19 protein-coding genes are annotated in these 19,746 nt (G+C 64.7%); 11 read left to right on the top strand and 8 right to left on the bottom strand.

What is annotated here, in order from left to right; translation table 11 throughout:
- Window positions 1-12 precede the first annotated feature (12 nt).
- A complete protein-coding gene (locus DMX06_RS21450) occupies window positions 13-1,629 on the bottom strand; it encodes an APC family permease (RefSeq protein WP_110739250.1) in 1,617 nt (538 codons plus the stop codon).
- 282 nt (window positions 1,630-1,911) lie between these two features.
- Here DMX06_RS21450 and DMX06_RS21445 point away from each other — a divergent pair, with 282 nt between their 5' ends.
- On the top strand, window positions 1,912-2,691 hold the full coding sequence (locus tag DMX06_RS21445) for an AraC family transcriptional regulator (protein ID WP_110739249.1): 780 nt from the start codon (window positions 1,912-1,914) through the stop codon (window positions 2,689-2,691).
- Here DMX06_RS21445 and DMX06_RS21440 read toward each other — a convergent pair.
- Window positions 2,679-3,566, bottom strand: coding sequence for a LysR family transcriptional regulator (locus DMX06_RS21440; protein ID WP_110739248.1), 888 nt, complete (start codon window positions 3,564-3,566; stop codon window positions 2,679-2,681). The two genes, DMX06_RS21445 and DMX06_RS21440, sit on opposite strands and share 13 nt — an antisense overlap.
- A gap of 201 nt (window positions 3,567-3,767) precedes the next feature.
- Between DMX06_RS21440 and moaB the strand changes: the two genes are divergently transcribed.
- Window positions 3,768-4,307, top strand: coding sequence for a molybdenum cofactor biosynthesis protein B (gene moaB, locus DMX06_RS21435; protein ID WP_110739247.1), 540 nt, complete (start codon window positions 3,768-3,770; stop codon window positions 4,305-4,307).
- A gap of 20 nt (window positions 4,308-4,327) precedes the next feature.
- Here moaB and DMX06_RS21430 read toward each other — a convergent pair whose 3' ends face one another.
- Together DMX06_RS21430 and moaA are read right to left on the bottom strand one after the other, a co-directional pair.
- Window positions 4,328-5,227 carry a bestrophin family protein gene (locus DMX06_RS21430; RefSeq protein ID WP_110739246.1) on the bottom strand — a complete coding sequence of 300 codons (900 nt, stop codon included), beginning with the start codon at window positions 5,225-5,227 and terminating at the stop codon, window positions 4,328-4,330.
- Between the two features lie 21 nt (window positions 5,228-5,248).
- Window positions 5,249-6,253, bottom strand: a complete 1,005-nt coding sequence (gene moaA / locus DMX06_RS21425) for a GTP 3',8-cyclase MoaA (RefSeq protein WP_110739245.1) — start codon at window positions 6,251-6,253, stop codon at window positions 5,249-5,251.
- Window positions 6,254-6,509: 256 nt separating this feature from the next.
- Here moaA and DMX06_RS21420 point away from each other — a divergent pair, with 256 nt between their 5' ends.
- Window positions 6,510-8,840: an FdhF/YdeP family oxidoreductase gene (locus DMX06_RS21420; RefSeq protein ID WP_110739244.1), complete on the top strand. Its 2,331-nt coding sequence runs from the start codon at window positions 6,510-6,512 to the stop codon at window positions 8,838-8,840.
- Window positions 8,841-8,883: 43 nt separating this feature from the next.
- On the opposite strand, the gene DMX06_RS21415 is transcribed toward DMX06_RS21420, so the two are convergent.
- The gene (locus DMX06_RS21415; protein ID WP_110739243.1) at window positions 8,884-9,342 is read right to left on the bottom strand and encodes an Lrp/AsnC family transcriptional regulator; all 459 of its coding nucleotides are present in this window, start codon (window positions 9,340-9,342) and stop codon (window positions 8,884-8,886) included.
- Between the two features lie 151 nt (window positions 9,343-9,493).
- On the opposite strand from DMX06_RS21415, the gene DMX06_RS21410 reads away from it, so the two are divergent.
- The gene (locus DMX06_RS21410) at window positions 9,494-10,675 is read left to right on the top strand and encodes a trans-sulfuration enzyme family protein (protein WP_110739242.1); all 1,182 of its coding nucleotides are present in this window, start codon (window positions 9,494-9,496) and stop codon (window positions 10,673-10,675) included.
- Window positions 10,676-10,796: 121 nt separating this feature from the next.
- Here DMX06_RS21410 and DMX06_RS21405 read toward each other — a convergent pair whose 3' ends face one another.
- The gene (locus DMX06_RS21405) at window positions 10,797-11,036 is read right to left on the bottom strand and encodes a YdcH family protein (protein ID WP_081100331.1); all 240 of its coding nucleotides are present in this window, start codon (window positions 11,034-11,036) and stop codon (window positions 10,797-10,799) included.
- 116 nt (window positions 11,037-11,152) lie between these two features.
- Here DMX06_RS21405 and DMX06_RS21400 point away from each other — a divergent pair, with 116 nt between their 5' ends.
- The 5 genes from DMX06_RS21400 to DMX06_RS21380 all read left to right on the top strand — a co-directional run bounded on the left by DMX06_RS21400 (window position 11,153) and on the right by DMX06_RS21380 (window position 15,845).
- On the top strand, window positions 11,153-11,518 hold the full coding sequence (locus tag DMX06_RS21400) for a 5-carboxymethyl-2-hydroxymuconate Delta-isomerase (protein WP_110739241.1): 366 nt from the start codon (window positions 11,153-11,155) through the stop codon (window positions 11,516-11,518).
- 164 nt (window positions 11,519-11,682) lie between these two features.
- Complete coding sequence (locus DMX06_RS21395) at window positions 11,683-13,320, top strand: phosphoethanolamine transferase (protein WP_110739240.1); 1,638 nt, start codon at window positions 11,683-11,685, stop codon at window positions 13,318-13,320.
- Window positions 13,321-13,413: 93 nt separating this feature from the next.
- Window positions 13,414-14,547, top strand: coding sequence for a ribonuclease D (rnd, locus tag DMX06_RS21390; protein ID WP_110739239.1), 1,134 nt, complete (start codon window positions 13,414-13,416; stop codon window positions 14,545-14,547).
- Window positions 14,544-14,837 (top strand): YcgL domain-containing protein, encoded by a 294-nt coding sequence (locus DMX06_RS21385; RefSeq protein ID WP_110739238.1) that lies wholly within the window; start codon window positions 14,544-14,546, stop codon window positions 14,835-14,837. The genes rnd and DMX06_RS21385 overlap by 4 nt, the downstream gene beginning before the upstream one ends.
- A gap of 75 nt (window positions 14,838-14,912) precedes the next feature.
- Window positions 14,913-15,845, top strand: coding sequence for a D-2-hydroxyacid dehydrogenase (locus DMX06_RS21380; protein ID WP_110739237.1), 933 nt, complete (start codon window positions 14,913-14,915; stop codon window positions 15,843-15,845).
- A 120-nt stretch (window positions 15,846-15,965) separates the two neighbouring features.
- On the opposite strand, the gene DMX06_RS21375 is transcribed toward DMX06_RS21380, so the two are convergent.
- Window positions 15,966-16,559, bottom strand: a complete 594-nt coding sequence (locus DMX06_RS21375; RefSeq protein ID WP_110739236.1) for a nitroreductase family protein — start codon at window positions 16,557-16,559, stop codon at window positions 15,966-15,968.
- 144 nt (window positions 16,560-16,703) lie between these two features.
- Between DMX06_RS21375 and DMX06_RS21370 the strand changes: the two genes are divergently transcribed.
- Window positions 16,704-17,153 carry a YcgN family cysteine cluster protein gene (locus tag DMX06_RS21370; RefSeq protein WP_110739235.1) on the top strand — a complete coding sequence of 150 codons (450 nt, stop codon included), beginning with the start codon at window positions 16,704-16,706 and terminating at the stop codon, window positions 17,151-17,153.
- A gap of 24 nt (window positions 17,154-17,177) precedes the next feature.
- On the top strand, window positions 17,178-18,386 hold the full coding sequence (locus DMX06_RS21365; protein WP_110739234.1) for a hypothetical protein: 1,209 nt from the start codon (window positions 17,178-17,180) through the stop codon (window positions 18,384-18,386).
- A gap of 91 nt (window positions 18,387-18,477) precedes the next feature.
- On the opposite strand, the gene DMX06_RS21360 is transcribed toward DMX06_RS21365, so the two are convergent.
- The gene (locus DMX06_RS21360; protein ID WP_110739233.1) at window positions 18,478-18,801 is read right to left on the bottom strand and encodes a YgaP-like transmembrane domain; all 324 of its coding nucleotides are present in this window, start codon (window positions 18,799-18,801) and stop codon (window positions 18,478-18,480) included.
- Between the last annotated feature and the right edge of the window lie 945 nt (window positions 18,802-19,746).

Below are 19,746 nucleotides of genomic sequence, written 5' to 3'. Positions count from 1 at the left end.
TCCCGTCAGTTCTCAGGAGGCCAGTGCAGCCGGCTCGTGCCCGCGATTAGCTTCGGTACCCGCTTCGCTTTCATCCTCGCCATCGAGCCGCACCAGCCGGGCCGGCACGCCGGTGGCCGCACCCCAGTAGTAGATGCCCAGGGCACTGGCGGCGACGATCACCGTGTCCAGCGGATGGCCGATCACGCCCAGGCCGCCGAAGCTGCCCAGCCAGGAAAGGAAGATGGTCACGGCGTAGAAGCCGATCAGCCAGGCCGACGAGCGCACCTGCTGGCCCAGCGACAGGTGTTCGGTGGGCACGAAGCGGCGGCACAGCAGGTACAGCACGAACATCACGATCTGCAGCGCCAACAGCCAGGACACGGTGTTCCAGCCCGACCAGTAGACGATCAGCGCGGCGATGATGAACGACAGCGGGCCGAGCACGCCCATGCCCTTGACCCGGAACGGCCGGGCCATGTCCGGGGCGCTGCGGCGCAGGGCGGCGACCGATACCGGGGCCACCGCGTAGCTCAGCACCAGGGCGGCGGACACCACGTTGATCAGCGCTTCCCAGGACGGGAACGGCAGGGTCCAGAACACTGCCAGGCCGAAGGTCAGCCACAGTGCGGGGCGCGGGATGCCGGACTGCTCGTCGATGCGGGTGAAGTACTTGAAGAAGGTGCCGGTCTGCGCCCAGCCATAGATCACCCGTGGGGTGGCATTCATGTAGATGTTGCCGCAGCCGCTGGGCGAGATTACCGCGTCAGCCACCACCAGGTAGGCCAGCCAGCCGACGCCAAGGGCCAAGGCGATGTCACGGTAGGGCAGGGCCAGTTCCTTGGTCACCCCAGCCCAGCCGTTGGCAATCATTTCGGTCGGCACGCTGCCGAGGAACGCCAGTTGCAGCAAGGCGTAGATCGCGGTGGACAGCAGCACCGAGAGAATCAGCGCGATGGGGATAGTGCGCTGCGGGTTCTTCACCTCGCTGGCCACCGAGATGATCGGCGTGAGCCCCAGGTAGGCGAAGATGATACCGCCGGCCGACACCGCCATTTCCACGCCGGACAGGCCGAACGGCGCGAAGCCCTGGACCTCGAAGTTCTCCGGCTTGAAGAAGGTGAACAGCACCCCGATCACCAGCAGCGGCACGATGAACTTGAACACGCTGACCAGGTTGTTGGCTTTGGCGAAGGTCTTCACGCTGCGGTAGTTGAGCAGGAAGAACAATCCGAGCAGGGCGAACTGCACCAGCCAGCCGAGCACCGTCGGGTCGCTGGAGCCGGTTTTGGTCAAGGACGGGAACCAGGCCGCGGCGTACTGGCGCGAGGCGACCACCTCGATGGCGATCAGGCTGGAGAAGGCGATCAGGGTGATGAAACCCATCAGGTAGCCCAGCAGCGGGCCATGGGAGTACACCGGGTAGCGCACCACACCACCGGCCCGCGGCAGGGCGGCGCCGAGCTCGCAGTAGACGATGCCCAGCAGCAGCACGGCGAAGCCGCCGAGGAACCAGGAGAGGATGCCGGCCGGGCCGGCGATGGCCGAGACATGGCTGGCGGCGAACAGCCAGCCGGAGCCGAAGATGGCGCCCAGGCCGATGAAGGTGAGGTCCAGCAGGGACAGCTGTTTCTTGAATTTGCCTGACATGGTTGCGCCTTTTTGTAGGTTTTGGATAGGCAGGTCTGATGTCACGATGCGGCGGCATGCGCCGCGTTCTTGTAGGTCATGGGGCGGCTTGCGTGGGGCATAGAGTGGACCGATCGAGGCCGGGGTTCTTGATGGTTTTCTGCAAGGTGGGTGACGAAATCGGCACAGTCGAAGAAAAGACTGGCGAGCTGGGGCGGTGGCTGGATAGGCTGGATTGCATAGCCGGCAAGGCCTGGAGAGATGCAGTGGCAATACCGGCCTCTTCGCGGGAGACCTGATTGAATGTCACACGACTCACTGGCAACCCTGTACCAGACCCTCGACCAGCACCGCCCCGAATCCCTCGAGGCCCTGCTCACCGGTGTGGTCTGGCTGCTGCCCATGCTCGACGTGATCGCCAACGCGGCGGTCTTCATCAAGGACGACCAGGCCCGCTACGTCCTGGCCAACCGCACACTGGTCCAGCGCTGCGGCCTGAAGCACCTGCAACCGCTGCTGGGCAAGACCAGCGCCGAGGTGTTCCCGGCGCGCCTGGGCCCCGGCTACACCGAGCAGGACCGTCGGGTGCTGGAGCAGGGGCTGGTGCTGGAAGACCAGCTGGAGCTGCACCTGTATGGCAGCCGCGAACCGGGCTGGTGCCTGACCCACAAGCGTCCGCTGTACGACCCGGCGGGGACGATCATCGGCCTGGTGGGTATTTCGGTCGACCTGCAGTCAGCCGCCGACACCCACCCCGCCTACCAGCGCCTGGCAGCGGTGGATGCGCATATCCGCGCGCATTTCCACCAGCCGATCAGCATGGGCGAGCTGACCCGCATCGCCGGGATTTCGGTGGCGCAGCTGGAGCGTTACTGCAAGCGGGTGTTCCACCTCACGCCCCGGCAGATGATCCACAAGGCCCGCCTGGAGCATGCACATCAACTGCTGCACAGCGACCTGCCGATCATCGAAGTGGCCTTGCGCTGCGGCTACACCGACCACAGCGCCTTCAGCCGGCAGTTCAGGCAACTGACCGGTTTCACCCCGCGCCAGTACCGCCAGGCGACGGCTCAGGAGGGTTGAAACAGGGCGCGCGCCTCGTCGAAACACTGTTCGGCGATGGCCGAGCGCGGCTCGCTGCGGCGCAGCAGCAGGCCGACCGGGCTGTGGATGCTGGCTTCCTGCACCGGGATGATGCGCATGTGCTTGCTGAGGTCTTCCAGGCCGCAGTCCAGCGGCATGATCGCGCAGCACACGCCGGTGTTAATCGCCTGGATCAGCTGGAAGGTCGAGTCGCTCTCGAGCACGGCATTGGGCGCCAGGCCCCGGCTGCGCAAGCTCAGGTCGAGGGACTGGCGGTAGTGCATGCCCTTGCTCAGCAGGCCCAGCGGCAGCTCGCCCAGGTCTTCCCAGCGCAGGCTGTCGGCCTCGAACTGGAAGTGCCGGGTGTCGTGCAGCAGGCCCATGGTGGTGGTGCTCAGCTCGATCACTTCGAAGAAGCTGGTGTTGACCTGGTCGAGGTAGCAGATGCCCAGGTCGAGCTGGTTGCGGCTCAGGCCGTCGATCACTTGCTCGGAGCTCAGCGACGACAGCTGGAAGTGCAGCTCGGGGTATTTCGCGCGCAAGGGCATCAGCAGCTGCATGGGGTTGAAGCTGGCCAGCGGCACGGTGCCCAGGCGCAGGCTGCCGACCACCTGGCCGCGACAGCTGGCGGCCTCGGCCTGCAGGCCGTCATGGGCGGCAAGCAGGGTGCGGGCCCAGGCCAGGATACGTTCGCCGGCTTCGGTGAAGCCTTCGAAGCGCTGGCCGCGCTTGACCAGCACCAGGTCCAGTTCGTCCTCGAGGTTGCGCAGGCGCATGGACAGGGTCGGCTGGGTGATGTGGCACAGCGCCGCGGCCTGGCCGAAGTGGCGGGTCTGGTCGAGGGCGATGAGGAACTTGAGCTGTTTGATGTCCATGGTGCGGCCTGGGGTTGCGGGGTGGGTAGACCTTAACCAAGAGTGAAGCACCTGGCTAATCCTTGATGAACATTTCACCGACCCGGTAGCGGGGCCGATAGCGGCGATAGAAATCGTCGATCATCCGGTACGCCCTATCGATTGGACGCTGCCGGGGCATGTCTCTAACGTGGCCGCGAAGCCAATCCTGGAGCAAAGGCCATGAGCGTGAAACCGGACGCGGTGTTCGTACCGCTGAACATCGCGGTGCTGACCGTCAGCGACACCCGCACCTACGACACCGACACCTCCGGCGAGCTGCTGGCCAGCCGCGCCGTCGGCGTGGGCCACCGCCTGGTGGCGCGGGAGCTGCTCAAGGACGACCTGTACAAGATCCGCGCCCAGGTCGCCACCTGGATTGCCGACGACCAGGTGCAGGTGGTGCTGATCACCGGCGGCACCGGTTTCACCGGGCGCGACAGCACGCCGGAGGCGGTGGACTGCCTGCTGGACAAGCGCATCGACGGTTTCGGCGAGCTGTTCCGCGCCCTGTCGATCCTCGATATCGGTACCTCTACGGTGCGGAGCCGGGCCCTGGCGGGCCTGGCCAACGGCACCCTGGTGTGCTGCCTGCCGGGCTCGACCGGTGCCTGCCGCACGGCTTGGGAAGGCATCCTCGCCGAGCAGCTGGATGCGCGGCACCGGCCTTGCAACTTTGTAGCGCACCTGAAGCCGATCGGGGCCTGCGAAAGCCGAGGCTAGGGCTTTCCTATACCGACTGTTCAGCTCAGCACATGATCCACCGGCACCAACGCCGGTGGCAGCGGCTCATGCCCCAACGCCCCCAGCACATCGCGCTCGACGGTGCGCACCAGCGCATCGGTCGGCAAATCGTTCTCGTCCCGGCCGAACGGGTCTTCCAGTTCGTTGCCAATCGCATCCAGGCCGAAGAACGTGTAGCTGACGATGGTGGTGAACAGCGGTGCCAGCCAGCCCAGCGGTTCTGCCAGGGCGAACGGCAGCAGCAGGCAGAAGATGTAGATGGTGCGGTGCAGCAGCAGGGTGTAGGGGAACGGTAGCGGCGTGCCCTTGATTCGCTCGCAGGTGGCCTGTACGTCCGACAGGCCGGCCAGGCGCTGCTCCAGGAGGGTGTAGCGGAACTCGCTGATCGCGCCGTCCTTTGCCAACCGTGAGCACTGGGTACCGATGTCGCGCAGGATACCGTCGCACAGGTTGTGCGCGGTGATCGGCGCGTCTTCGGCCAGCCAGGTGCGCGCCAGGGGCAGTTCGTCTTCGTTGCGCAGCCGGGCATTGAGGGCATGGGCGAAGCCGCACAGGCCACGCAGCATCTGCGCGCGCAGCTGCTGATCCTCGATCGCCACGCTTTCACGCACGAACGAGCGCACCTCGATGATCATCCGCCCCCAGGCCTTGCGGCCCTCCCACCAGCGGTCGTAGCAGGCGTTGTTGCGAAAGCTCATGAAGATCGACAGCGACAGCCCCAGCAGGGTGAAGGGCGTGGCGCTGACCGGGTAGAACAGCGCCGGGTAGTGCCGCTCGACCAGCACGATCAGTGCCGCCAGCAAGGTCACCGCCAGGCAGCGCAAGGCGATGCGCTGGACGATCGAGCCCTTGAGGGTGAACAGCACGCGCAGCAGGTCGGGGCGTGAGTGGACGATCAAGACGGTTCCAGAGGCGGCCGATCAGCCGCCGGTCATGTTCATGAAGCGCAGGATCTGCACCTCGCCGCCCACTTCGAAGTGGTGGCGGTAAGGCTTGAGGTGCATGGCGTCGCGCAGGGTCTTTTCCAGGCGGGCGCTGTCGCCGGGGTGCTGGCGCAGGACCTGCTTGAGGTCCACCGAGTGCTCGTTGCCCAGGCACAGCAGCAGGCGGCCTTCGACGGTCAGGCGCACGCGGTTGCAGGTGGCGCAGAAATTGTGGCTATGCGGCGAGATGAAGCCGACCCGGGTATCGGGCGCTTCGGCCAGGCGCCAGTAGCGCGCCGGGCCCTGGGAGGATTCGGCTGACTCGACCAGGGTGAAGTGCTCGGCCAGGCGGGCGCGCACGTCGTCGCTGGAACAGAAAGACTCGCCGCGCTCGTGTTCGCTGATGACGCCCAGGGGCATTTCTTCGATGAAGGAGATGTCCAGCTCGCGGTCGATGGCGAAGCGCACCAGGTCGACGATTTCGTGGTCGTTGCGGCCCTTGAGCACCACCGCGTTGAGCTTGGTACGGCGAAAGCCCGCGGCGCGCGCCGCGTCGATGCCCGCGATCACCTGCTTGAGGTCGCCGGTACGGGTCAGGGCGCGAAAACGCTCGGGGTCAAGGCTGTCGAGGCTGATGTTCAGGCGCGAGACGCCGGCATCGAACAGCGGCTGGGCCAGGCGGCCGAGCTGCGAGCCATTGCTGGTCAGGCACAGTTCGCGCAGGCCGGGCAGGGCGGCGATGCGCGCGCACAGCCCGACGATGCCCTGGCGCACCAGGGGCTCGCCACCGGTCAGGCGGATCTTGCGGGTGCCCAGGGCGACGAAGCGCTCGGCGACCAGGTACAGCTCCTCGAGGCTGAGAATCTGCTGGCGCGGCAGGAACTGCATGTCTTCGGCCATGCAATAGACGCAGCGAAAATCGCAGCGGTCGGTGACCGACATCCGCAGGTAATCGACTTTGCGGTTGAAACCGTCGATCAGGGCCTGGGGGTTCTTTTCCACGTTCGCGCTCGACCTGTGCAGTGGCTGGGGGGCGGCGAAAGGCCGCAGACAAGGTTCAAGCTATAACCTGCGCCCAGTGACGTCAAATTGCTTTCCCCGACCATTCGATCAGTCTCCTCTATCACGGCTGCAGGCCACGGAGCACAAGGGCCCTGCCGGGTGATCGAGACGGTTTATCACGCTGTCATTTATTTCGATTGGACGCACTGGGAGCGGCTTCTTAGGCTGGAAAAAACACCGTGCGGAGAAGCGCAGCATGAGCCAGGACGAACACATCAGGGACTACAAGGGGCCGGCCGCCGGCTGGGGCGCGCTCAAGAGCGTGACCAAGAGCTGGCTGGGCAGCGAGAACGCCTTCAAGAACCTGCGGGCCATGCTCAAGACCAACCAGAACGGCGGTTTCGACTGCCCGGGCTGTGCCTGGGGCGAGTCGCCGGAAAGCGACATGGTCAAGTTCTGCGAGAACGGTGCCAAGGCGGTCAACTGGGAGGCCACCGGTCGCTCGGTGGATCCGGCGTTCTTCGCCCGCTACAGCGTCAGCGCCTTGCTCGAGCAGACCGACTACTGGCTCGAATACCAAGGGCGTATCACCCACCCGATGCGCTACGACGCGGCCACCGATCATTACGTCGAAACCAGCTGGGACGAGGCGTTCGCCCTGATCGCCCGGCATCTCAACGGCCTCGAGTCGCCGGACCAGGCCGAGTTCTACACCTCGGGCCGGGCCAGCAACGAGGCGGCGTTCCTCTACCAGCTGTTCGTGCGCGCCTATGGCACCAACAACTTCCCCGACTGCTCGAACATGTGCCACGAGGCCAGCGGCGTTGGCATGGCCGAAACCCTCGGGGTGGGCAAGGGCACCGTGGTGTTCCATGACCTGGAGCTGGCCGATGCGATCTTCGTCATCGGCCAGAACCCTGGCACCAACCACCCGCGCATGCTCGAACCGCTGCGCGAGGCGGTCAAGCGCGGCGCCCAGGTGGTCTGCTTCAACCCGCTCAAGGAGCGGGGCCTGGAGCGCTTTCAGCACCCGCAGCACCCGTTCGAGATGCTCAGCAACGGCTCCGAGCCGACCAACACCGCCTACTTCCGCCCGGCGCTGGGCGGAGACATGGCGGCCATGCGCGGGATCGCCAAGTTCCTCCTGCAGTGGGAGCGCGAGGCGCAGTTGAACGATGAGCCACCCGTGTTCGATCACGCGTTCATTGCCGAGCACACCAGCGGTGTCGAGGATTACCTGACGCTGGTTGATACCACGCCGTGGGAACACATCATCGAGCAGTCCGGCCTGAGCAAGGCCGAGATCGAGCTGGCCGCGCGCATGTACCGCAAGGCCGAGCGGGTGATCATGTGCTGGGCCATGGGCGTGACCCAGCACCGCCATTCGGTGCCGACCGTGCAGGAAATCGTCAACCTGCAGCTGTTGCGCGGCAACGTCGGCAAGCCCGGCGCCGGCCTGTCGCCGGTGCGTGGCCACAGCAACGTGCAGGGCGACCGCACCATGGGTATCGACGAGAAGCCCAAGGCGGCGCTGCTCGATGCACTCGAGAAACGCTTCCAGTTCAAGGTGCCTCGCGAGCACGGCCACAACGCGGTGCTGGCGATCCAGGCCATGGAGGAGAGACGGGCCAAGGTGTTCGTTGCCCTGGGCGGCAACTTCGCCCAGGCCACCCCGGATACGCCGCGTACCCACGCGGCGCTGCGCAACTGCGAACTGACCGTGCAGATTTCCACCAAGCTCAACCGCTCGCACCTGGTGACTGGGCGTGATGCGCTGATCCTGCCGTGCCTGGGCCGCACCGAGATCGACATCCAGGCCGAAGGGCCGCAAGGCGTCACCGTGGAAGACACCTTCAGCATGGTGCATATCTCCCATGGCCAGCTGAAGCCGCGCTCGCCGCTGCTGCGCTCGGAGCCGGCCATCGTCGCCGGCATGGCCAAGGCCACCTTGGGCAGCAAGCCGATTGACTGGGACTATGCGATTGCCGACTACGGTCGCATCCGCGGCATGATCGCCGACGTCATCCCGGGCTTCAGCGAGTTCAACGAGCGCCTGCAGCATCCGGGTGGCTTCCACCTGGGCAACAATGCTGCGGACCGTAATTTCCGCACCGCCACCGGCAAGGCGCGGTTCACCGCGAACGTGCTGCCCGAGCAGTTGGTCAACGCCCAGGTGCTGGCCCGTGGCGACAAACCCGACCTGATCCTGCAGACCCTGCGTTCCCACGACCAGTACAACACCACGTTGTACGGGCTGGACGACCGCTACCGTGGGGTGTTCGGCCTGCGCGAGGTGGTGTTCGTCAATGAGGCGGACATCCGCCAGCTGGGCTTCGAGCCGGGCGAGGAGGTGGACCTGGTGTCACTCTGGGAGGATGGTCGCGAGCGGCGGGTCTCGGGGTTCCGCCTGGTGGCCTATGACGTGCCGCAAGGCCAGGCGGCGGCCTACTATCCGGAGACCAACCCGCTGGTGCCGCTGGAGAGCTATGGCGAAGGGACCTACACGCCGACCTCGAAATTCGTGGCGATCAAGCTGGAGAAGGCCAAGCCTGGTAACCGGATCGAGGCGACGATCACCCCCGACTGACAGGGCGTGGGTGATGGCGTGGGAGCGGCGCCACCGTCCGTTCTTAGCGCCCCACCGGATACGCCGTGGTGTACTTCATCTGCTCCATGGCAAAGCTGGAGGTGATGTTCGACAGCCCGTCGGTGCTGGTGATCAGCCTCTTGTAGAAGCGGTCGTAGGCGGCAATGTCGCCCACCACCACCCGCAGCATGTAGTCCCAGTCACCGGACATGCGGTACACCTCCATCACCTCCTCGAACGCCGTCACCGTGGCGGCGAACTGCGCCAGCCAGGCACTGTCGTGACGCTGGGTCTTGAGCTGGACGAACACCGTCAGGCCCAGGCCCAGGCGCTCGGGGTCGAGCAAGGCGACGCGGCCGCGGATGTAGCCTTCCTCTTCCAGGCGCTTGACCCGTTTCCAGCACGGCGTGGTGGACAGGTTGACCGCCTCGGCCAGGTCCTTGAGGGACAGCGACGCGTCGCGCTGGAGCAGGGTGAGGATGTGCTGGTCGAAACTGTCCATGGCGTCGTCTGGCGGGGTGGAGGAAAGTTTTCCAAGATTAGCCGCATGGTGAGAACGTTGAAACCCTTTCGGGCGCCTCGTCGACAGCAACGTTCTGTTGGCGCCTGGGCCCGGCGGATATGAGATAGTGGCGGTTTTCCATCCTCAGTCAATGGACCCGACCATGTCCGACAAACCGCGCAATTTCGCCACCCGCACCATCCACGCCGGTGAGCAGTCCAGCGTCGCCGACAACGCCATCTTCCCGGCCATCGTCACTTCCAGCTCGTTCATCAAGCGCGGCCTGGACGACAACCCCGAATACGCCTACAGCCGTGTCAGCAACCCGACCCGGCACGCCTACGAGACCTGCGTGGCCGCACTGGAGGAGGGCGTCGGCGCGGTCGCCTGCGCCTCGGGCGTCAGCGCCACCGCCACAGTGCTCGAACTGCTGTCCAAGGACGCCCATGTGGTGGTGATGAACGGTGTCTACGGCGGCACCTTCCGCCTGCTGGAAGACTACCGCGGGCGTACCTCTGGCCTGACCACCACCTATGTCGACCTCAACGACGTCGAGGCCGTGGCCGCGGCGATCCGCCCGGACACGCAACTGATCTGGATTGAGTCGCCGACCAACCCGCTGCTGCACCTGGTGGACATCAAGGCGGTCTGCGACCTGGCCCGCGCCCGTGGGGTGATGACCTGCATCGACAACACCTTCTGCTCGCCCTGGAACCAGCAGCCGATCACTCTGGGCGTGGACCTGGTGATGCATTCGGCGAGCAAGTACATCGGCGGCCACTCCGACCTGACCGGCGGCGTGGTGGTGGCGGCCAATCACGAGCTGCTGGGGCGCTTGCGCAAGATCAGCATGGCGGTCGGCGCGATCCAGGGGCCGTTCGACTGCTACCTGGCGCTGCGCGGGCTGAAGACCCTCGACGTGCGCATGGAGCGCCAGAGCGCCAACGCCCTGCGCGTGGCGCAGTTCCTCGAACAGCATCCGCAGGTCGAGCAGGTCTACTACCCGGGGCTGGAAAGCCATCCGCAGCATGCGCTGAGCAAGCGCCAGATGCGCACCGGCGGCGCGGTGGTGGCGCTGCGCATCAAGGGGGACCGGGCTGCGGTCAACCGCCTGGTCGAGGCGCTGTCGATCTTTGTCCTGGCTGATTCGCTGGGCGGGGTGGAGAGCATGATCAACCACTCCTGGAGCATGTCGCACAACTCCCTGAGCCCGGAGCAGAAGGGCGTGATGGGGATCAGCGAGAACCTGGTGCGGTTGTCGATCGGGATCGAGGACTACCGGGACCTGATCGAGGACCTGGATGCGGCGCTGAAGGCTTCAGCTTCCGTGTGATGGCTGCCGGCCCATTCGCGGGTAAACCCGCTCCCACAGGTACTGTACTGATTTCAATGTGGGTGGTGGCCCTGTGGGAGCGGGTTTACCCGCGAAGAGGCCGGCAAATGTTCTGGTTCAGTCAGGATTTGGGCGGATGGACGATCCGTTCGATCTCTTCCTTGATCAGAGCGCGTTCTTTTCGAAGTCGATTGAGGTTGTCATCCGTAGTGAGGCCGGTTTTCTCAACGTTCTCAATGTCATGATCCTTCTCGGTGTAGCGTTTCTTCAGCTCTGCGAGTTTGTGGTTTTCCTTCGCAAGCGCATTGAAGTCATCTTCCTTTACGCCAAGGTCTTCAAATAGATTGTGCGGAACTGGCATTTCTCCACCTCTCTCAGGGTTGGTAAGCGAACCTGAACCAAGAGGATAGTCGCCTTTGCCGCATTGCGGGACTGGGTTAGGCTGTCGCCCATCCCTGCGTAACCGGAACCTGCGCCATGCCTCACCTGAACCTGGAATACAGCGACAACCTGCGCGAGCTCAATGTCGACGTGCTGCTGCTGCGCCTGAACCACGCCCTGGTCGGCAGCGGCCAGTTCGCCGAAGAGCTGGACATCAAGAGCCGTGCCCAGGCCTTCGCCCAGTACCGGGTCGGTACCGCGCCGGGCGAGCGGGCCTTCGCCCATGTGCGCCTGGCGATCCTCAGCGGGCGCACGCCGCAAGTGAAGCAGCAATTGTCCAACAGCCTGCTCGAGGTACTGCGCGACGCGATCCCCGGCCAGCCCGGCCTGGACATCCAGCTGTGCGTGGAGGTCCTGGATATCGATCGCGAGCCGTACGCCAAGCTTCGCCTGCCTGGCTGAATGGCAGCTGAATGAAAGTTGTTTAATGGATGAAAGACGTCGGCATACTAATTGTTGGCGTCTTTTTCACAAAAAATTGATGCTAGGCTTTCTAGAGTTCGGCCAACTTCCCAACCTGCCCGTCCGGGCGTGTTGGCCGCTGATGAACTCTTGTTGCGAACGCCATGCTGAAACTCAAATCCCTGCGGACCGAATGGGTCACGTTGCTGGCCAGCCTGTACCTGTTGATCGGCTTCAATAGCTTGCTTTGGCAACACCTGGAATCCATCGTGCCGCCGGGCATGGTGGGGCTGTGGCTGAGCCTGGCGTTCGCCGTGCTGATGCTGTTCGCCTTCAATCTCATACTTACCTTGCTGGCGTTTCGTTATGTTCTGAAACCGGTATTGATCGTGTTGTTCCTCAGTGGCGCAAGTGTCGCTTACTTCATGAATCAATATGGCGTACTTATTGATGCCGGCATGTTCCGCAATGTCGCCGAAACCAATGTCGCGGAAGTACGCGATCTGCTCTCGTTGAAGTTTGCCCTGTATATCCTGCTGCTCGGTGTGCTGCCGTCGCTGCTGGTGTGGAAGGCCAGGATCGACTATCGCCCATGGCACCGCGAACTGCTGGGCAAGCTGGTGGTGAGTGGGGCCTGTGTCGCGGCCCTGGGCTCGGTGGCGCTGGTCAACTACCAAGGGTTGGCATCGTTGTTTCGCAATCACCATGAACTGCGCCTGATGCTCACGCCGAGCAACATTGTCGGGGCCTCCATCGGTTATGTCAGCGAGCAGGTGGGCAGCGCCACCCGGCCATTCCAGCGCTATGGCGAAGATGCCCGTCGCGATGTCGCCTGGCAGCAACATGCGCGCAAGTCGCTGACCGTACTGGTGGTCGGCGAGAGTGCCCGGGCGGACAACTTCGGCCTGCTCGGCTATGCCCGCGATACCACGCCGCGGCTGGTCAAGGAGCAGGGCCTGCTGAGCTTCACCGACGTCCACTCCTGCGGCACCGAGACCGCCGTGTCAGTGCCCTGCATGTTCTCCGGCATGCCGCGCAAGGACTACGATGCTCGCGTGGCCAAGAACCGTGAGGGCCTGCTCGACATCCTCCAGCGCGCGGGCCTGGCGGTGCAGTGGCGTGACAACCAGTCCGGCTGCAAGGGCACCTGCGACCGGGTGCAGTTCATCGATGTGAGCAACCTCAAGGACCCGGCGCTGTGCGCCAGTGGCGAATGCCATGACGAGATCCTGCTGCAGGGCCTGGCCGAGCTGTTGGACAACCTCGACCAGGACACCGTGCTGGTGCTGCACCAGATGGGCAGCCATGGCCCCGAGTACTTCAAGCGCTACCCCGCAGGCCACGAGCCTTTCACCCCGGTGTGCCGCAGCAATGCCCTGAACCAGTGCAGCCAGCAGGAAATTGTCAACGGCTACGACAACACCCTGGCCTACACCGACAAGGTGCTGGCCACCTTGATCGATACCTTGCGCAGCCGGCAGGACAAGGTCGACACCGCGATGATCTATCTTTCAGACCATGGCGAGTCGCTGGGTGAGTACAACCTGTTCCTGCACGGCACGCCCTACATGATCGCGCCGGACCAGCAGAAGCACGTGCCACTGCTGGCCTGGTTCTCCGACAGCTACCGCCAGGACTTCGGCCTGGACACCGAATGCCTGGGCAAGCTGCGCGATGCACCGTTGTCCCAGGACAACCTGTTCCACTCGATGCTCGGCCTGCTGCAGGTGCGCACCGAGGTCTACCAGCGATCGCTGGACATGTTCGCCAGCTGCCGGCCGTGGCTGGCGGCCAAACGCTGAGCGGGCGACCGCCCGGCACCATGGATGGCGCGAGGTTTCACCCCCAGGGGCCGCGCCGTATATACTGCGCGCCAATGTTAGTGGGAGAGCCTCGTGGCCATCGAAATACACTGGATCCGTGACGACCAGACCCTGGCCGAACACTGCCGAAGCTGGCGCGAACAGCCCTTCGTGGCCCTCGACACCGAATTCATGCGGGTCGACACCTTCTACCCCAAGGCCGGCCTGATCCAGATCGGCGTCGGCCAGTGCGCCTATCTCATCGACCCCTTGCTGATCCGCGATTGGCAGCCGCTGGCCGGGCTGCTCGAGGACAGCGGCGTGGTCAAGGTGCTGCATGCCTGCAGCGAAGACCTGGAAGTGCTGCTGCGCCTGACCGGCAAGCTGCCCCAGCCGCTGTTCGACACCCAGCTGGCCGCCGGTTACCTGAACATCGGTTTCTCCATGGGCTACTCGCGCCTGGTGCAAGAGGTGCTGGGGCTTGAACTGCCCAAGGGCGAGACCCGTTCCGACTGGCTGCAGCGCCCGCTGTCGGACACCCAGGTGAGCTACGCCGCCGAGGACGCCGTGCACCTGGCCGAGCTGTTCGATGCCCTGCGCCCGCGCCTGTCGGATGACAAGTACGCCTGGGTGCTGGAGGATGGCGCCGAACTGGTCGCCGCGCTGCGCCGCGAAGTCGAGCCCGAAACCCTGTACCGCGACGTCAAGCTGGCCTGGAAGCTCGGCCGCCAGCAACTGGCCGTGCTGCGCGAACTGTGCGCCTGGCGCGAGCGCGAGGCCCGCAGCCGCGACGTGCCGCGCAACCGCATCCTCAAGGAACACTCGCTGTGGCCCATGGCCAGGAGCCAGCCCGACAGTCCGTCGGCACTGGCGAAAATCGACGAGATGCATCCGCGCACCATCCGCCAGGACGGTGAGCAACTGATCCAGCTGATCAAGCGCGCCGCCAGCCAGCCCCAGGAGCAGTGGCCCGAGACGCTGCCCGAGCCGCTGCCGATCGAAGCCGCCGGCATTCTCAAGCGCCTGCGCGCCATCGGTCAGGCCGAAGGCGAGCGGCTGGGCATCGCCCCGGAACTGATGTTGCGCAAGAAAGCCCTCGAAGCCCTGCTCAAGAGCGGCTACCCCGACGGCCCCTATCAACTGCCCGATGCGCTGCGCGGCTGGCGTCGCGAGCGCATGGGCCAGGCCCTGCTGGACGACCTGGCGGGCGCCGGAGATTCCCGATGAAACGTATCTGCTCGATCTACAAGAGCCCACGCAAGAACGAAATGTACCTCTACGTGCTCAAGGCCGAGGGCCTGGAGCGTGTGCCGGAGGCGCTGCTGCCATTCTTCGGCAAGCCGGTGCATGCTTTCGACCTGGTGCTGACGCCCGAGCGCACACTGGCCCGCGAGGACATCGCCAAGGTGCTGGAGAACCTCGACAAGCAGGGTTACCACCTGCAGATGCCGCCGCCGGATGACGACTACATCGAGCACTTGCCCGAAGAGCTGCTGCGCCGCAACGACCCGGCCTGACCCAGGCGCGATTCCCTTTCTACCTGCGGCCCGCCAGGCGGGCCGCTTCCGTTGTTTGCCAAGGTTGTTTGTCACATGCGCGTTCTGATCGCTGAACAGGATCATGCCAACTATGCTCGCCTGCTGGGCGAGGCAGCGCCGGACCTTGAGGTCCTGACCAGTGGCGACTCCGCCGAACTGGCGCGCCTGGCCCCCGACTGTCCGGTGTGGCTGGGCCAGCCGGACCTGCTGGCCAGCCTGTTGCGCCAGGGCCACAAGCCTCGCTGGATGCAGTCGACCTGGGCTGGTATCACCCCGTTGCTGGCCGACGGCCTGCCACGCGACTACCGCCTGACCCGGGCGGTGGGCATCTTCGGCCAGGTGATGGCCGAGTACATGTTGACCTACATGCTTGGCCATGAGCGCGATGTGCTGTCGCGCCTGGTCAGCCAGGTCGAGCGGCGCTGGGATGACCGCCCGGGGCGGACCCTGGAAGGGCGGCGGGTGCTGATCGTCGGTACCGGAGATATCGGCCAGCAAGTTGCCGAGTTTCTCGTGCCCTTTGGTGTCATCTTGTACGGGGTGGCCAGCAGTGCCCGTGAGCAGGCGCCGTTCGTCGAGGTGGCGGGGCTCGACCAGTTACCGCGCCTGGTCGGCGAGGTCGACTACGTGCTCAACCTGTTACCCGACACACCGGCCACCCACGACCTGTACGATGCGGCACTGTTCAAGTGTTTCCGGCCCAGCGCCCTGTTCATCAATGCCGGGCGGGGTGTGGCGGTGGTCGATGCCGACCTGGTCGAAGCGCTCAAGCAGGGCCACCTGGCCGGCGCGGTGATCGATGTCTGCCGCCAGGAGCCGTTGCCCCAGCGCCACCCGTTCTGGACCGCCTGGGGGCTGCTGCTGACCGGGCACAGCTCGGCGCCGACCTCGCCGGCGGCGATGGTGCGGTTGTTCGTCGAGAATGCGCGGGCGTATGCGGCGGAGCAGGAACTGCGGGGCGAGGTGGATTTCCAGCGAGGCTATTGACCTGAACCGGCCTCTTCGCGGGTAAACCCGCTCCCACAGGGATATCACCGCTCACAAGAGCAGTGACACACCTGTGGGAGCGGGCTTGCCCGCGAAGAGGCCGGCCCAGGCGACAGAGAATTACAGGCTGAACTCACCCTCGGCCGCCAGTTCGCTCAGCGGCCGGCGCGGGCTCGGCACTTCACGGGCCTGCAGGCCCTCGGCCAGGGTCGCCTTGTCGCCCAGCTTGCCGATCGCCACCATTGCATGCAGCGCGTAGCCCTCGGGAATTTTCAGCTCGTGGCGGGCAAGGTCCTGGTCGAAGCCGGCCATGCCGTGGCTGTGCCAGCCGCTGATGCTCGCCTGCAGCGCCAGATGGCCCCAGGCCGAACCGGTATCGAAGGTGTGCCACAGCGCAGGCTTCTCTTCGTCGGAGCCGGGCGCGGCGAAGGTGGTCTTGGAGATGATCAGCACCAGGGCCGAGGCGTGCTGCGCCCAGCTGCGGTTGAACTCGTTGAGGATGCCCAGGTAGCGCTCCCAGCTCGGCGTGTCGCGACGGGCGTAGAGGAAGCGCCACGGCTGCGAGTTGTAGGCTGAAGGCGCCCAGCGCGCAGCCTCGAGGAAGCTCAGCAGGGTTTCCTGGCTGATCGGCTCGGCGGTGAAGGCGCGGGGCGACCAGCGATTGATGAACTGCTCGTTGATGGCATAGTCGGCGATACGGGGGGTGGCGCTCATGGGGGCTCCTGCAAGGGCGGGGGAAATACCGCACGCTACTGCGTCCGGTGAGCACTGACAAGCGGTCTGGCGTTGCCGCCGGACTGCCTCTAGACTGGCGCCGCCGCGCGCCGCGGCTTGACGTTGACTGCAGGAAACCGTGTGATGATCGCCGATACCGCGCCCTTCTGGCGGCGCAAGACCCTCGACCAGCTCGATGACAAGGAGTGGGAGTCGCTCTGCGACGGCTGCGGCCTGTGCTGCCTGCAGAAACTCGAGGACGAGGAAGACAACAGCGTCTATTACACAAGCATCGCCTGCAAGCTGCTGGACCTGCAGACCTGCCAGTGCAGCGACTACCTCAATCGCTTCGAGCATGTTCCCGACTGCATCCAGCTCACCCCCGGCAAGGCCGACCAGTTCAAGTGGCTGCCGCCTACCTGCGGCTATCGCCTGGTCAGCGAGGGGCAGGACCTGCCAGCCTGGCATCATTTGATCAGTGGTGATCGCCAGCAGGTGCACGAGCAGCGCATTTCCCGGTCGGGGCGGATGCTCAGCGAAAACGATGTGGATGAAGACGACTGGGAAGACCATCTGATCTTCCGCGCGGGTTGAGTGTCCGGGAACAAGGAGTTTTTTATGCGTCGCCCGTTGTTGCTGATTGTCGGCCTGCTGGCCAGTTCGCAGGTCCTGGCGAAGAAAGTCGACCTCGATTACCAGGTGCGCCTGCTGCCGCAGAGCGGCCAGGCCGAGGTGCGCCTGACCCTGGCCGACGGCAGCGCGGTGCGCAGCCTGGACTTCGACCTGGGCAAGCCTGGTGCCTACAGCGACTTTCTCGCCGATGGCCAGTGGCAGGTGCAGAACGGGCGTGGCGTCTGGCACCCGGCGGCGGGCAAGACCAGCCTCAGTTACCGCGTGCTGCTCGACCAGCAACCCCGTGGCGCCGCTCATGAGGCGCGCATCACGCCGCACTGGGCGCTGTTTCGCGGCGACCAGCTGGTGCCGCCGGCGCGCCTGGATCAGCAGGATGGCACCGAACTGGTCTCGCGGCTGACCTTCGACCTGCCGGCGGGCTGGAAGAGCGTCGAAACCGCCTGGCCACGCATCGGCCGGCAGAAATTCCGTATCGACGATGTGTCGCGGCTGTTCGACCGGCCCACCGGCTGGATGCTCGCCGGCAACCTGGGCAGTCGTCGGGCGCGCCTGGGCGACACAGAGGTGACCGTGGCCGCGCCGCAAGGCCAGGGCATGCGGCGCATGGACACGCTGACCCTGCTGACCTTTGTCTGGCCGCAGTTGCAGGCGGTGTTCCCGCGCAACCCACCGAAGCTATTGCTGGTCGGTGCCCGTGACGAGATGTGGCGGGGCGTGCTGGCCGGCAACAACTCGCTGTATCTGCACAGCACGCGCCCGTTGGTCAGCGAAAACGGCTCCAGCCCGGTGCTCCGTGAGCTGGTGCAGCTGTTTGCCCAGATCAACGACCGTGACGGCAGCGATTGGCTGGGCGAGAGCCTGGCCGACTACTACGCTACCGAGCTGCTGCGCCGCGCCGGCGGTATGAGCGATGATCGCTACGAGGCGCTGCAGGCCCGTCAGCACAAGCTGGCGGCCAAGGTGACCCACCTCAAGGGCGCCAAGGCCGATGCCGCGCAGGTGGCCCGTGGCGTGCTGCTGCTCCAGGCGCTGGATCGCGAGATCCGCCTGCACCACCACGACAAGCGCTCGCTGGACGACGTCGCCCGTGCGCTGATGCGCCTGTCGAGCGTCAGCACCGATGAGTTCGTGCAGATCAGCGAGAACGTGCTCGGGCGCCAGTCCGAAGTATTGCAAAGCAAGGTATTGCGCTAAGCGCAGGATCTATCGCGGCAAGCCCGTTCCCACGATCCCGGACATCATTTTGAACGTGGGCTCGTGGGAGCGGGCTTGCCCCGCGATGCTTTCAACCGCCGGTCACCGTCGCGGTACGGGTCGCCGCCTCGGCGCTGGCCTTCAGCGCCTTGAGCTCGGCAGCGCCTCGTTCTATGTCGCGATGCAGGCGCAGGTACTCGGCGCGATGCCGCAACCACCATGCCTTGGTCGAGCAATGCCCGCTCACGCCACGGGCCAGCGCCAAGCCGCCTACGGCAACCTGCAACATCCCTATCAGGCCACCGTGGCGCAGCCCCTTGCTGATCATCAACGCGCCCCCAGCCAGGGAGCTGACGCGCTCCAGGCCGTGGACATTGTGTTTCGGTGCGTCCGTTGTCCAATGGATATTGTGCATTGCCAGGTCTCCTCAGGTTGGTGATATCCAGCAGACTTTGACCAGCGTGCAAGCGTTCAGTGTAATTTTCCGCGTGGTTGCCCCGGTCAACTTCGAGGCTATCCTGAGCAAGGTTGGTTTATAACACTTGGCTGTGGGTGCCGTTGGCGAGCATGTTGGTTGTAATGAAACTTTTGATCAGCGTATTTAATCAGTCGTGACATGGTTTGGCTGCCGTGGCTGAACGACTGTGGAGAATTTCTAAGTCTCGATGTTGCTGTTGCTGTTGCTGTTGCTGTTGCTGTTGCTGTTGTTCTTTTGCTTTTGCTTCTAAGCGCGCGATATCCCAGGCGATACAAGTTGCGACTTCAGGAGGCCGAACGCAGGGCTTGCGGAGGGAGGTGACGGGCATGGATGCCCGTCAAGCGCTGCGCCCCAGGATGGGGCGTTCAGCGCGGTCCTCCCGGGAGCAAGCCCGGAGTGAGGGGACCCCGGAGCGAAGCGTAGGGGCCGGATGAATGGAGCGAGGATTTTTTGGTTCCTTTTTGATCCTTCAAAAAGGGACCCGCCGTAAGGGCGGAAAGGTGACTATGCGTCACCATCGCAAATGAATGCGCATATAACTTTCAAAACTCATGCTCTAAAAGTCAAAGTCAAAGTCAAAGTCAAAGTCAAAGTCAAAGTCAAAGTCAAAGTCAAAGTCAAAGTCAAAGCTAAATGCAGTCGGCGTCGGTTTTAATAGTTGTAAGTGCATTCATTTGCGATGTCGACACATAGTCACCTTTTCGCCCTTACGGCGAGTTCCTTTTTGAAGGATCAAAAAGGAACCAAAAAATCCTCGCTCCATTCATCCGGCCCTGCGCTTCGCTCCGGGTCCCCTCACTCCGGCCTTGCTCCCGGGAGGACCGCGCTGCAGGGCCCATCCTGGGCCCCAGCGCTTGACGGGCATCCATGCCCGTCACCTCC

Source organism: Pseudomonas mosselii (assembly GCF_003205295.1).
Classification (GTDB): domain Bacteria; phylum Pseudomonadota; class Gammaproteobacteria; order Pseudomonadales; family Pseudomonadaceae; genus Aquipseudomonas; species Aquipseudomonas mosselii_B.
The sequence above is the reverse complement of the archived record's forward strand: the minus strand, read 5'-3'. Positions and strand labels throughout refer to the sequence as shown.